This is a genomic window from Micromonospora sp. RTP1Z1 (assembly GCF_033804685.1).
Lineage (GTDB): Bacteria > Actinomycetota > Actinomycetes > Mycobacteriales > Micromonosporaceae > Micromonospora.
The window spans coordinates 1-13,436 of sequence record NZ_JAPFQV010000036.1; the positions used below are offsets into that span (position 1 = coordinate 1).

The 13,436-nt window shown below is 75.3% G+C and carries 11 protein-coding genes; 3 read left to right on the forward strand and 8 right to left on the reverse strand.

Going from position 1 to position 13,436, the window contains the following annotated elements:
• The coding region (locus tag SLP03_RS18640; RefSeq protein ID WP_319461882.1) for a HAMP domain-containing protein at positions 1-527 on the reverse strand (527 nt) is incomplete at its 3' end.
• 195 nt (positions 528-722) lie between these two features.
• On the opposite strand from SLP03_RS18640, the gene SLP03_RS18645 reads away from it, so the two are divergent.
• Entirely contained in the window at positions 723-2,783 is a 2,061-nt protein-coding gene (locus tag SLP03_RS18645; protein ID WP_319461883.1) for a SpoIIE family protein phosphatase, read from the forward strand.
• Positions 2,784-2,883: 100 nt separating this feature from the next.
• On the opposite strand, the gene SLP03_RS18650 is transcribed toward SLP03_RS18645, so the two are convergent.
• Positions 2,884-4,311, reverse strand: a complete 1,428-nt coding sequence (locus SLP03_RS18650) for an FAD-binding oxidoreductase (protein ID WP_319461884.1) — start codon at positions 4,309-4,311, stop codon at positions 2,884-2,886.
• Between the two features lie 103 nt (positions 4,312-4,414).
• On the opposite strand from SLP03_RS18650, the gene SLP03_RS18655 reads away from it, so the two are divergent.
• Positions 4,415-6,511 (forward strand): S9 family peptidase, encoded by a 2,097-nt coding sequence (locus SLP03_RS18655; RefSeq protein WP_319461885.1) that lies wholly within the window; start codon positions 4,415-4,417, stop codon positions 6,509-6,511.
• Positions 6,512-6,550: 39 nt separating this feature from the next.
• Here the strand turns inward: SLP03_RS18655 and SLP03_RS18660 are convergent, their stop codons facing one another.
• On the reverse strand, positions 6,551-7,492 hold the full coding sequence (locus tag SLP03_RS18660) for a threonine/serine dehydratase (RefSeq protein ID WP_319461886.1): 942 nt from the start codon (positions 7,490-7,492) through the stop codon (positions 6,551-6,553).
• A 58-nt stretch (positions 7,493-7,550) separates the two neighbouring features.
• Here SLP03_RS18660 and SLP03_RS18665 point away from each other — a divergent pair, with 58 nt between their 5' ends.
• Complete coding sequence (locus tag SLP03_RS18665) at positions 7,551-7,733, forward strand: hypothetical protein (RefSeq protein ID WP_319461887.1); 183 nt, start codon at positions 7,551-7,553, stop codon at positions 7,731-7,733.
• A 93-nt stretch (positions 7,734-7,826) separates the two neighbouring features.
• Here the strand turns inward: SLP03_RS18665 and SLP03_RS18670 are convergent, their stop codons facing one another.
• From SLP03_RS18670 to SLP03_RS18690, 5 genes are all read right to left on the reverse strand, one after another.
• Complete coding sequence (locus SLP03_RS18670) at positions 7,827-9,947, reverse strand: bifunctional polysaccharide deacetylase/glycosyltransferase family 2 protein (protein WP_319461888.1); 2,121 nt, start codon at positions 9,945-9,947, stop codon at positions 7,827-7,829.
• Between the two features lie 2 nt (positions 9,948-9,949).
• Entirely contained in the window at positions 9,950-10,378 is a 429-nt protein-coding gene (locus tag SLP03_RS18675; protein WP_319461889.1) for a hypothetical protein, read from the reverse strand.
• Positions 10,379-10,489: 111 nt separating this feature from the next.
• Entirely contained in the window at positions 10,490-12,007 is a 1,518-nt protein-coding gene (locus tag SLP03_RS18680; RefSeq protein ID WP_319461890.1) for an FtsX-like permease family protein, read from the reverse strand.
• A complete protein-coding gene (locus tag SLP03_RS18685; protein WP_319461891.1) occupies positions 12,004-12,705 on the reverse strand; it encodes an ABC transporter ATP-binding protein in 702 nt (233 codons plus the stop codon). Before SLP03_RS18685 ends, SLP03_RS18680 begins: the two co-directional genes overlap by 4 nt.
• Positions 12,702-13,238, reverse strand: a complete 537-nt coding sequence (locus SLP03_RS18690) for a PadR family transcriptional regulator (RefSeq protein WP_319461892.1) — start codon at positions 13,236-13,238, stop codon at positions 12,702-12,704. Before SLP03_RS18690 ends, SLP03_RS18685 begins: the two co-directional genes overlap by 4 nt.
• Between the last annotated feature and the right edge of the window lie 198 nt (positions 13,239-13,436).

Here is a 13,436-nt window from a genome sequence, read left to right on the forward strand (position 1 = left end):
CCCTCGGTGCCCACCTCGCGGGCCACCCGGGTCACCTCGTTGGAGAAGGACGAAAGCTGGTCGACCATGGTGTTCACCGTGCGGCCGATGCGCAGGTACTCACCGCGCAGCGGGCGACCGTCGATCTCCAGCGCCATGTGCTGGGAGAGATCACCGTCGGCCACCGCCACGATCACCCGGGCGATCTCGGTGGTGGGGCGACCCAGGTCGTCGATCAGCGAGTTGATGGCCCGCTGACCCTCCGCCCACGAGCCGTCCAGGCCCTCGTCGTCGAGGCGCTCGGTGAGCCGGCCGTCCCGCCCGACGATCCGGCTGATCCGGCGCAGGTCGAGGTGCTGCCGCTCCTGGAGCGACACCACGTCGTTGAAGGCGTCGGCGACCTCGGCGGCCAGGCCGGCCCGGCGGGGCAGCCGGACCTTGAGGTCGCCGCGGCGGACCCGCCGCAGCGCCTCCACCAGCTCGCCGAGCAGCACCTCGTGATCGGGGGCGGACGGGTCCGCGGCTGTCGATTGTCTCGCCGTGGTCATCATTCCTCGCTCAGCTCGGGGCCAGCGGCTCGTGCCGACACGCCGCCATCCCATCATTCTGCCCGCGTCGCCGTCGAAGCTACGACCTGCGACCACCCGCCACGCCCACGCGTCGTCCGACCGGCCGGGCCCGGTTTGGCAGCCGGGGCGGCGGCGGTGGAGGATACGAAGGTGTCAGCTGAGGCGGAACCGGGCATGACGGACGGCTCGGGCGAGCATGTCCGGCGGGTCCGACTTCCGGCCGACCGGCGTACGCCCGCCGCCGCCCGAGCCCTGGTCCGGTCCGTCCTCGCCGAGGCGGACCTGGAGGAACTGCTCAACGAGGCCCTGCTGCTCACCACCGAACTCTCCACCAACGCGGTCGAACACGCCCAGACCGAACTGGACATCGAGGTCGCGGCGGACGGAACCGGGCTCAGCGTGACCGTCTCCGACTTCGCGGTCGGCCCGGTGGACGAGCTGGTGGTCGGCGTACGCAACGACGCCGACGAGATCACCGAGATCGCCGAGCGGGGGCGCGGGCTGCTGCTGGTGGACCACTTCGCCAGCCGCTGGGGCACCACCTACCTGCCCACCGGGAAGGGCGTCTGGTTCCGGCTGGACCGGCACGCGGCCGTCCCACCGGCGCGGCGGACGGCGGCCGCGGAGGGCAGGAGCCCGCGCACCGGCGCCGGTCCGCACGGGGACCCCCCGGAGGGCGGCGCGCCGAGCGCGGCGGCGATGAGCGAGCTGATGCAGATCAGCCCGGACCCGTACGCGGAGGACCCGCTGCCGGAGTTCGCGACCGGCCTGGTGACCCGGCTGGCGGAGATGGTCGGCGCGACCGGTGGCGTGATCCGGCTGGACCGGGGCGACGGGCAGGGCACCCAGGTCCTGGCCCGGTACGGCCGGCAGCCCCGGGACGACAACGACGTGATCCGGGTGCCACTGGCCGTGCACCGGCCGTACGCGGGTGAGCTGGAGCTGGACGCGGCGCCGTCGGCGTACGCCCGGCCGCTCGCGGTGCTGGCGGCCGAGCGGCTCTCGCTGCACCTGGAGAACGACCGGCTGCGCCGGGCGGACGTCCGCCGGTCGGCCTGGCTGACCTTCCTGGCCGAGGCGAGCGAGCTGCTCGCCCAGTCCCTGGACGTCGAGTTGACCCTGGCGCTCATCCCGCAGCTGGTGGTGCCCCGGCTCGGTCAGTGGTGCGCGGTGCACACCACCGACGAGTGGGGCCGGCTGCGGCTCGCCGCGTCCAGCCACGCCGACGAGTCGGTGCTGCCGCAGCTGCACAAGGTGCTCCAGGAGACCGGGCCGGAGTCGATCCAGGCCCGGCTGCGCGAGGCGTCCCGGAGCGCGGCGCAGATCCCGCTCGGCGCCCCGATGGAGGGCTTCGCCGTCCCGCTGATCGCCCGCGGCCAGCGGCTCGGCACCCTGGCCGTCGGCCGGCACCAGCGGCACCGGCACGATCCGGACGAGGTCTCGGTGCTGGAGGACGTGGCCCGCCGGGCGGCCCTGGCGATCGAGAACGCCCGGATCCACGCCGAACGGCGCCGGGTCGCGCAGACCCTGCAGCAGTCGCTGCTGCCGCCGGTCCTCCCGGTGGTGGAGGGCATCGGCTTCGCCGCCGAGTACGTCCCGACCGGCGACGACGCCGAGGTCGGGGGCGACTTCTACGACGTGGTGCCGCTGCCGGACGGCCGCTGGCTGGTGGTCATCGGCGACGTGTCCGGCAAGGGTGTCCAGGCGGCGGCGGTCACCGGCCTGGTCCGGGACGTGATCCGGGTGCTGGTCGGCGACGGCAAGCCGCTGCCGGAGGTGCTGGGCCGGCTGAACGAGACGCTGGTCGAGCGGGGCGGCGGCCGGTACTGCACGCTGGCCATGGCGGCGGTCGGACCGGCCGGGGGCGACCGGCTCGACGTGTCCCTGCACCTGGCCGGCCACGACCGGCCGGTGCTGCTGCGCGGCGGCGGTGGCGCCGCGTTCGTCGGCACCGGCGGCACGGCGCTCGGGCTGCTCGACTCGATCGCCACGCCCACCGCCGACATCCAGCTCGGCCCGGAAGACGCGCTGATCTTCTTCACCGACGGGGTGACCGAGCGGCGGCGCGGCCGGGAACTCTTCGGCACCGAGCGGCTGCGCGACGCCGCGGCCCCGCTGGCCGGCTACTCCGCGGACGTGGTGGCCGCCCGGCTGCGCGCCGCCACCATCGGTTTCTCGGTGGAGGCCCCCCGCGACGACATCGCGATCCTGGTCCTCCGCAACGACGCCCTCTAGCCCCACCCCGGTTTGTTGAATCAAGGGTTGCGTCCGCTTCGGGGTCGAATTCTGACCGAAGCTTCTTGATCAACACGGCGAGCGTGGGTGGTGGGTGGGGTCAGAGTCCGCCGGGGAGGCGGCCGGGGGCGAGGCGCTGGTGCGGGTCGAGGTGCTCCTTGGCGGCCCGCAGGCGGGGCAGCGTGGGCAGCTCGCCCCACAGGTCGACCACCCGGCGGACCGGCGCGGGCGCGGCCACCACGACACAGCGGCCCTGCCGGGCGAGCAGCACCCCGCGCACCGCGGCGAGGATCGACGCCACCCGGGCGGGCGGCAGGGACCCGGGCAGGGCGGCGTGCACCGTGCCGACCCCGGCGGAGCCGCGGACCGGCACCGGGGCGCCGGCCGCGTCGCGCAGCGCGTACACCGCCGCGTGCAGGTCGTTGATGGGCACCTCGATCCGCAACGCGGTCTCGCCCGGGCCGAACGGGGAACGCCCCCACCAGTCCGGGGCGGCGTGACCGACCACCGCCTCCGGGCCGAGCAGGGCCACCAGCCGCTCGGCGCGCTCCGCGACGTCGGCCGGGCCGCCCTCCAGCAGCACCACCAGGCTGCCCGCCGCGGCCGGCCCGGCGGACCGCCGGGCGATCGAGGGGTGGTCGGGCCGGTCACGGACCGAGGGGTGGTCGGGGTGGACCCGCCGGCGGGGCAGCGAGACCGGGACGGGCAGGTCCAGCTCGACGGCGGCCGGGTCGAGCCGGGCGGCGAGCACCGCCCGGACCAGGTCGTGCACCTCCAGCGGGGTCCAGACCGGCCGGGTGACCCAGACCCGGCTGGCCGGCCCGGCCTGCACCCGCATGGTCGCCGAGACCAGCACGCCCAGACCGCCATGCGAGCCGCAGAGCAGCCGGGCCACGTCGAGCTCCGCCAGCCGCCCCGTGCCGAACAGCGCCGCCGCGCCGCCGCCCGCCGGCGCGGCCCGGCCGAGCAGCGCGGTGCCGGCCTCACCCAGGCTGACCAGCTCGCCGTCGGCGTCCAGGTAGCGAACCCCGACCAGCTGGGCGCACGGGCTGCCGTGCCGGTGCCGCAGCGGGCCGGCCTCGTCTGCCGCGAGCACCCCACCCAGCGTCGCCCCCGGGGAGGGCGCGTCGATCGGCAACCGCCGGCCGGTGCGGCCCAGGGTCGCCTGGACCGCCCGGAGCGGGGTGCCGGCGCCGATCTCGGCGACCGGCGAACCCTGCGGCTCGTGCCAGATCCCGGCGAGCCGTCCGGTGTCGAGCATGATGTCGACCTGCGCCGGGGCGGCACCCCAGTCGATCTTGGTGCCCGCGCCGCGCGGCACGACGGTGAGCTGGTGCGCGGCGGCCAGCCGCAGCACCTCGGCGGCGGCGTGCGGGCCGCCCGGCACCGCCACCCAGCGGGCCGTCCGGCCGGCCACCTCGTCGGCGGGGCCGGCGAAGCGGGCGAACGGCGGGCCGCAGATCTCCGCCAGCCGCCGGGTGATCCCGAGGGCTCCGGGCCGGTCCGTCGAACTCGCTGCAGCCGCCATGCCGGTCATCGTACATGTGTTCGAATGACGTGGCGGCGGTGTTGCCGGATCCCGTGCCGCGCGTACCCCACGACGGCGCGCCGGGGGCCGGTAACGTGACGCCGTGACCACCGAGACCCCCGTACCCGTCGCCAAGCGCGTCCCGACCGAGCGCACCCACCACGGCGACACCGTCGTCGACGAGTACGCCTGGCTCGCCGCCAAGGACGACCCCGCGACGATCGCCCACCTGACCGCGGAGAACGCGTACACCGAGGCACGCACCGCGCACCTCGAACAGCTCCGCGCGGAGCTGTTCGAGGAGACCCGCCGGCGTACCCAGGAGACCGACCTGTCGGTGCCCACCCGCAAGGACGGGTACTGGTACTACACCCGCACCGTCGAGGGGCAGCAGTACGGCGTGCACTGCCGGCGGGCCGTCCGCGACGGCGAGACCGCGCCGCCGGTGAGCGCCGACGGCGCCCCGCTGGACGGCGAGGAGGTGCTGCTCGACGGCAACCAGCTCGCCGAGGGGCACGACTTCTTCACGCTCGGCGCGTTCGACGTCAGCCCGGACGGCCGCTGGCTGGCGTACTCGGCGGACTTCGCCGGCGACGAGCGGTTCACCCTGCGGGTCAAGGACCTCTCCACCGGGGAGGTGCTCCCCGACGAGATCCCGGACACCTTCTACGGCACCGCCTGGTCCACCGACGCCTCCACGCTCTTCTACGTCACCGTCGACGAGGCCTGGCGGCCCAACCGGGTCTGGCGGCACGGCGTCGGCACGGCGTCGGGTGAGGACGTGGTGGTGCACCAGGAGGACGACGAGCGGTTCTGGGTCGGCGTCGAGCTGACCCGCTCCGAGCGGTTCGTGGTCATCGACATCCACAGCAAGACCACCAGCGAGGTACGGGTGGTCCCGGCCGCCAACCCGACCGGCGAGCCGGCGGTCATCGCCCCCCGCCGGCAGGGCGTGGAGTACGCCGTGGAGCACCACGGCCACCGCTTCCTGATCCTGCACAACGACGGCGCCGAGGACTTCGCGCTGGCGTACACCTCGGCGGACGCGCCCGGCGACTGGACGCCGCTGATCGAACACTCCCCGGGCACCCGGCTGGAGTCCGTCGACGCGTTCGAGAACCACCTGGTCGTCTCGCTGCGCACCAACGGGCTCACCGGGCTGCGGGTGCTCCCGGTCGGCGGCGGCGACGCGTACGACATCGACTTCCCCGAGCCGATCTACAGCGTCGGGCTGGACGCCAACCCGGAGTACCGCACCAACGAAGTGCGGCTGCGCTACACCTCGCTGGTCACCCCCGACTCGGTCTACGACTACGACCTGGTCACCCGGCAGATGGTGCTGCGCAAGCGGAAGCCGGTGCGGCCCGGGCCGGACGGTCGGCCGTACGACCCGGCCGACTACGAGCAGCACCGGGACTGGGCGCTCGCCGACGACGGCACCCGGGTGCCGATCTCGCTGGTCTGCCGGAAGGACACCCCGCGGGACGGCTCCGCCCCCGCCGTCATCTACGGCTACGGCTCGTACGAGGCGAGCATGGACCCGTGGTTCTCGGTCGCCCGGCTCTCGCTGCTCGACCGGGGCGTCATCTTCGCCGTCGCGCACATCCGCGGCGGCGGCGAACTGGGCCGGCGCTGGTACGACCAGGGCAAGCTGCTGGCCAAGAGGAACACCTTCACCGACTTCGTCGCCTGCGCCCGACACCTGGTCAAGGCCGGCTGGACGGCGAGCGACCGCCTCGTCGCCCGGGGCGCCTCGGCCGGCGGCCTGCTGATGGGCGCGGTGGCCAACCTGGCCCCGGACGCGTTCACCGGGATCGTCGCGCAGGTGCCCTTCGTGGACGCGCTCACCTCGATCCTCGACCCGTCGCTGCCGCTGACCGTCACCGAGTGGGAGGAGTGGGGCAACCCGCTCGACGACCCCGAGGTGTACGTGTACATGAAGTCGTACACCCCGTACGAGAACGTGGCCCCGGTCGACTACCCGGCCATCCTCGCGGTGACCAGCCTGAACGACACCCGGGTGCTGTATCACGAGCCGGCCAAGTGGATCGCCCGGCTGCGGGCGGTCGCGTCGGACGGCGACTACCTGCTCAAGACCGAGATGGGCGCCGGACACGGCGGCCCCAGCGGCCGGTATGACGCCTGGCGCGAGGAGGCGTTCATCAACGCCTGGATCCTGGACCGCCTCGGCCGCGCCTGAGCCGTGCGGAGGGGCCCGGCCCGGGCCCCTCCGTCCCGGTCAGCCCAGCACCGACGCGAGCCGCGCCGGATCGACGTTGCCGCCGGTGACCACCGCGACCGTGCGCCCGGACGGCAGCTCGTCGCGGCGGAAGAGGCGCGCGGCGACCGCCACGGCGCCGCTCGGCTCGACCACCAGCCGCGCCTCGCGGACCAGCCGGCCCATCGCCGCGCCGATCTCCTCCTCGGTCACCGTGACGATGCCGTCGAGGCGGTCCCGCAGGTGGGCGAGGGTCAGCGCGGACAGGTGCGTACGCAGCCCGTCGGCGCTGGTCCGGTAGGTCCGCTCGACGTCCCAGACCACCACCTCACCGGCGGCGAGCGACTCCTGGGCGTCCGCGGCGAGCAGCGGCTCCACCCCCAACACCGCAGCCGACGGGCGGAGCGCCCGCACGGCGGTGGCCACCCCCGAGGCGAGCCCGCCGCCGCCCACCGGCACCAGCACCACGTCCACGTCGGGCAGGTCCGCCACGATCTCCAGCCCGATGGTGCCCTGCCCGGCGATGATCCGCCGGTCGTCGAAGGGCGGCACCAGCGCGGCCCCGGTGCCGGCGGCGATCCGTTCCGCCTCGGCGACCCGGCGGGCCGGCGGGACGAGCACCACCTCGGCGCCCAACGCCCGGATCCGGTCCACCTTGACCAGCGGGGCCCCCTCCGGGACGACCACCGTGCACGGGACGCCCGCCGCCCGTGCCGCGTACGCGAGCGCCTGGCCGTGGTTGCCGGACGAGTGGGTCACCACGCCCCGGGCCCGGACCGCCGGGTCGAGCCGGGCCACCGCGTGGGTGGCCCCGCGCAGCTTGAACGACCCGACCGGTTGCAGGCTCTCCGGCTTGAGGCACAGCTCGTCGTCCCACGGTGCCGGCAGCAGCGGGGTGCGCACCACCGTCCCGGCGATGTCGTCGGCGGCGGCCCGGACGTCGTCGATCGAGATCAGCTCCATCGCCCCATCCTGCCCCGCACCCCGACGCCTAGACTGCCGGGGTGAGTGGGGCCGCGCGGTGAGCGACGACCAGGCGGCGGCCGGGGCGGACGTACCGCCGGATGCCGGACGTGGTGCGGCCCGGCGCGGGACCGCCTGGGTGATCCTCGGCGTGGTCGCCGCCGCCCTGCTGATCTGCTGCTGCTCGGCCGTCATCGGCGTGGCGGTCGCGTGGTCCGCCGGCCTCTTCGACCCCCGCTGACCGAACCTCGCCGGCGCGGCGCGCCAGGTCCCGCGCCCGGCGGCAGCACCCCGGGCCGTCCGGCGCCCCGGCGTCCGACGGACCGCCATGGCGTCAGCGCACGGGCTGGCCCGCGCCAACCAGCGCAGCGGCCTCGCCGGTCCGCACCATCCGCTGCCAGCGCAGCCGGTTGCCGACCACCGCGGTGACCACGGACTGCACCACCACCAGGTACATCACCTGCCGGTAGACCAGCTGCTGGAACGGCAGCGTCCACAGTGGGCCGTACCGCTCCCGGTCCAGGCGCAGCGCGTACGCGGCGGTGAAGCCCTGGAGCAGGAGCAGTCCGGCCCAGGCCAGCACCAGCGCCGACCAGGGCAGGAAGAGCAGCCCGTAGAGGGCGAAGACGTCGACCGCCGGGGCGGCCAGCGGCAGCAGGATCTGGAACATGGCCAGGTACGGCAGGCCCCGCCGGCCCAGTCTGCCGCCGGCGCCGCGCTCGGTCAGCGCGTGCCGGTGCTTCCACATCGCCTGCATCGTCCCGTAGCACCAGCGGTAGCGCTGCCGCCAAAGCTGGCGCAGGGACGACGGCGCCTCGGTCCAGGCGATCGCGCTTTCCTCGTACACCACCCGCCAGCCGGCCCGGAGCACCTTCATGGTCAGGTCGGTGTCCTCGGCGAGGGTGTCGGCGGGGACGCCGGCCACCTCGAGCAGCACGTCGCGGCGGAACGCGCCGATCGCGCCGGGAATGGTCGGCATGCACTCCAGCACGTCGTACATGCGGCGGTCGAGGTTGAAGCCGATCACGTACTCCAGGTGCTGCCAGCGGCCGAGCAGGCGGCGCCGGTTGGCGACCTTGGTGTTGCCGGAGATCGCCCCGACGGTCGAGTCGGCGAAGCCCTGCACCAGCCGGTGGACCGTGTCCGGCTGGAAGACGGTGTCCCCGTCGACCAGCACCAGCAGGTCGGCTCGGGCGGCCCAGATGCCGGTGTTCAGCGCCGCCGGCTTGCCCGCGTTGGCCTGCCGGATCACCCGCACCCCGCGCAGTCGCAGCCGCTCGACGATGTCGGCGGTGCCGTCGCTGGAGCCGTCGTCCACCACGATCACCTCCAGCGCCGGGTACGCGCTGGCCACCAGCGACCGCACGGTGGCGGCGATGTTCGCCGCCTCGTTGTACGCCGGCACGATGACCGAGACCGGGGCGTACACCTCGGGCCGGCGGCGCCGCGGCCGGCGGACCCGGCGCACGTGCAGCTGGGCGCAGACCACCTGCACCGCCAGCCGGGCGACCGCGAGCACCAGCGCGACGCCGAGCAGCAGGTTCATGGCCGCGGCCAGCCAGCCGGCACCGGTCTGCGCCCAGCGCAGCGCGGTGCCGCTGAGCCGGGCGCCCGCGCCGGCCGGCAGCATCGAGTCCGGCGCGCCGATCCCCGCGGAGACGGTGGTGAACCGGTAGCCCTCGCGGGTCAGCCGGGGCAGCAGCTGGTCGAGGGCGGCCACCGTCTGGCCGCGGTCGCCGCCGCCGTCGTGCATCAGCACCACCGCCCCCGCCCCGCCCGGCGGGCTGGCCGCCCGGACGATGGCGGGTACGCCGGGCCGCTGCCAGTCCCTGGTGTCCCGGTCGGTGAGCACGCCCACGTGGCCGCTGCCGGCGGCGTCCCGCAGCGCCTGGTACTGGGGCGTGGTGAGCGAGTCGGTGGTCGACGAGAACGGCAGCCGGAGCAGGGTCACCTCGCGACCGGTGGCCCCGGCGACCGCGCTACGGGTCCAGGCGAGTTCGAACCGGGCCCGCCAGCGCGGCACCGCGGCCAGGTCGGCGTGGGTGAAGGTGTGCGAGCCGATCTCGTGCCCCTCGGCGAGGATCCGCCGGACCAGCTCCGGGTGCTCGTCGATCCGCGCGCCGACCACGAAGAACGTGGCGTGCGCGTGGTGCCGGCGCAGCACGTCGAGCACCTGCGGCGTCCAGCGCGGGTCCGGCCCGTCGTCGAAGGTGAGAGCGACGGTCCGCGACGGCATCCGCCGGGTGACCGGCGTCGGCCCGTCCAGCCGCAGCACCGGCCCGCCGGCGGTGGCCTGCCGGGGGGCGGGCGAGGCGGGCGCGTCCGACGGGCCGGACCCGCCGCCGACGTTGGTGACCAGCCCGTTGAAGCTCAGCGCCGCGAGCAGGACGAGCAGACCGAGCAGGAGCAGCAGCCAGTGCGCCCGGGGATCGGGCCGCGCCACGTGTCTCGCCATCGTCAGGGCTTGCCCGGGGTCCGGCTGGGCTTGGCGGTGCGCCGTTCGGCGCCCTGGCCCGGCGGGTTGCTGGTGGACTGCCGGGGCGCCGGGACGGTGGCCCTGGCGCCAACGGTGGCGGCGGCGGAGGTCGGCGCGGGCGCCGGCGCGGGCGCGGAGGTGCTGGTCACCGGCGTCGGCCGCGGGCTCGGGCTGCTCTCCTGGCGAACCTCGCCGGGGGCGTCCACCCCGGCCTCGACGGGGGGCCGCTGCTTCGTCTCCGACCAGCCGGGCAGCGGAACGGAGGAGTCGAAGAAGAGGCCGGCGAGGATCAGCCCGAAGCTGGTCAGCAGGCCGAGGCCCATCGCCGCGCCGGCGATGACGGTGAGCCGGCGACGCCGTCCGGTCCGGTCGACGAAAACCGGCGGTGCCGAGCCGGGCTGGTTCTGCATGCTGGTGATCTCCCGATGTTCCGCGTTCCGCCGGTCGGTCCGGCCCGACCCCGGAGGGCCCGCCGGGGGCCCTCCGCAGGCAACAGCGTGACCGGCGGCGGCGGCGTCACATCAGGTCGTCCGCAACTCCTCCACCGCCGTGCTGGAGCGCAGGAAGAGCAGGCCGACCCCGACGGTCAACAGCACCGCGGCCAGGGCGCCGGCACCGAGCCAGGCGAGCCGGTCCCACGGTAGGTCCGGAGGCACGGTCACCTGGGGGACCCACTCCGTGCGGACGTACTGGGCGCGGGTGACCTCGTCGGCGCAGAGCTTCTCCCCGGCGTCGCAGACCTCCTGCGAGTAACCACCGCCGGTCGGCGCCCTGAACGCGCCTCGGACGAGCAGGAGACCGACGGTGAGCGCGACGGCGATCGCGGGTGCCGCCGGCGCAAGGGACTGCCAGAGGATGGACCGGCCGATGACTCCCCGGGGCACCCCGGTCGCCACCAGCGCCGCGTACGCCTGCCGCCGGGCGACGATCCCCTCCACCAGTGCGACCAGCAGGCCGCCCGCCGCGATCGCCATGGCGACCGCGACCGCCAGGTTGACCAGGTCCATCGTGCCCAGGTAGAAGTCGTCGGGAGCAGCCATCCCGTTGCCGGTCCGCCGCTCCAGTTCGATCGTGGCCAGGAAGTCGGCGCGTACCCCGGCGGCTCCGGCCCCGAAGATGAGCGCGGCGAGGAGCGCGGCGAAAGTCCGGCTGCCCGCCCACGGATCGGCCGTCAACCGGCACGCGGCCAGCAGCGCGGCCGGCCCCCGGGCGTGCCGGTGCAGCAGACGGCCGGTGCGGTGCGAGATCCAACCGGTCCCGGTGACCACCCCGATCATGGCGATCAGGCCCCCACCGACCAGCAGCGTCGGCAGCAGCCAGAGCGGTGGTTCGCTGTGCCGACGCTCGTACCAGAGCCCCACCGGCCGGAAGGCGGCGAAGGCGGCCAGCCCGAGGAGGATCAGCAAGCCCGGCCAGGGCCAGGGCGCCCTGGTCCGTGCCTTCCGGACGACGCCGAACGGGGTGGTCGTCACCCGGCGCAGCAGCAGGGCGGTGGCCAGCGTGGCGACCGCCGGCAGCCCGAGCACCACCGCCACGACGCCAGCGGTCGACGGGTACACGTCGGTGGGCAGCGGGAACCGGCCGCGCGCGTCCGGCCGGTGCAGCAGCTCGTGACCGGCCAGGTAGAGGGCGAGACCGGCGAGCGTGCCGAGCAGGCTCGCCAGCCCGGTCTCCGCCATTACGACCCGGGTGACCTGGCCGGGGGTGGCCCCGGCGAGCCGCAGCGCGGCCAGCCGGCGGTCCCGGGCCGGGGCGCCGAGCCGGGTGCACTGGCCGGCCAGCGCCAGCACCGGCACGGTGAGCAGCAGCAGGGCCAGCGCCGTGCCGCCGCGCAGCCCCGGTTCGCGCAGCAGCGCGTTGCTGTACTGCTCCGACCAGTTGTTGCCGCCGCAGCAGCGCGGCGTCGGGATGGCCAGCACGGTGCACGCGGCCAGCCCGGCGAGCGTGGCGAGCGCGGCGCTCAGCGCGGTCAGCGCCACCCGGGCGGTGTCGGCGCGGGTGCCGGCCAGGGCGAGGCGGACCAGGGTGGCCGGCCTCACCGGTGGCCGCCGGTGAGCGGCGTGTCCAGCCCCAGGCCGGTGTGGTCGACCAGGCCGTCCCGGAGCACCATCTCCCGGTCGGCGTACGCGGCGATCCGCGGCTCGTGGGTGACCAGCACGACGGTGGTGCGCTGCTCGTGGGCGAGCCGGACCAGCTGGGTGAGCACCTGCTCGCCGGCGAGCGTGTCCAGCGCGCCGGTCGGCTCGTCGGCGAAGAGCACCCGGGGCTCGGTGACCAGCGCCCGGGCGGTGGCGCAGCGCTGCTGCTGACCACCGGACATCTCGCCCGGCCGGACGTCGGCGACCTCGGCCACCCCCAACCGCTCCAGCCAGGTCAGCGCCGCCGTCCGCGCCGCTCGCCGCCCCGTGCCGGCGAGAAGCAGCGGAAGGGCGACGTTCTCCGCCGCGGTCAGCTCCGCGACGAGCTGGCCGAACTGGAAGAGCACCCCGAACTCGGTGCGGCGCAGCCGGGACCGGGCCGCCTCGGACCAGGTGTCGATCCGCGCGCCGCGCCAGGTGACCTCGCCCGCGTCGGGGCGGAGGATGCCGGCGAGGCAGTGCAGCAGGGTGGACTTGCCGCAGCCGCTCGGGCCGGTCACCGCCACGATCTCCCCCTCGGCCACATCGAGGGTCACCCCGCCCAGCGCGGGCGTCCTGCCGTACGCCTTGATCACGCCGCGAGCTTCCAGGTGTGTCACGAGTGCACCTCCCGGTGCCAGTCGGCGACCCGCTCCAGGGTGGTGTGCAGCCACCGCAGGTCGGCGTCGAGGTGGGCGATGGCGAAGTCGGCCGCGACGACGTCGTCCAGGGTGGCCGAGGGGGCGGTCTTGACCGCGGTCAGCTCGCGCAGCCGCGTGGTGTGTGCCCGGCGCTGGGCGGTCAGGTACGCCCGGGCCCGGTCGACGTCGGCGACCAGGAGCGCGACCACCACCTTGGCGAAGAGCGTGCTCGCCACGTACGGCATGGGCGGCTCGACGGTGCTGAGCCAGTGTTCCAGCGCGGCCCGCCCCTCGGCGGTGAGCACGTACGCGGTGCGGTCCGGACCGCCGTCGCGCTCCTGCCCGGCTGGCACCACCAGCCCGTCGCGCTGGAGGCGGGCGAGGGTGGCGTAGACCTGCCCGAAGGCGAGCGGCCGGGCCCGGGGCAGCCGCGCGTCGTGGGCCCGCTTCAGCTCGTACCCGTGCCGCGCCCCACCCGCCAGCAACCCGAGCAGAACGTGCTGAGTGGACACTCCGCCACTATTCATTCAGCGAATAGCCACGTCAACCCCTTCCCCGCACGATCTTGCAGTTGGCGCCCCGACATACCGGGCATGTACCGCGGATCGCGGGCCCCACTGCAAGATCGCGGAGAGCGGGTGGGCGTGGGGGAGGGTCAGGGGTGCCAGGTGGGGTTGCGGCCGGTGTTGGCGAGGAGGCGCACCTGGTCC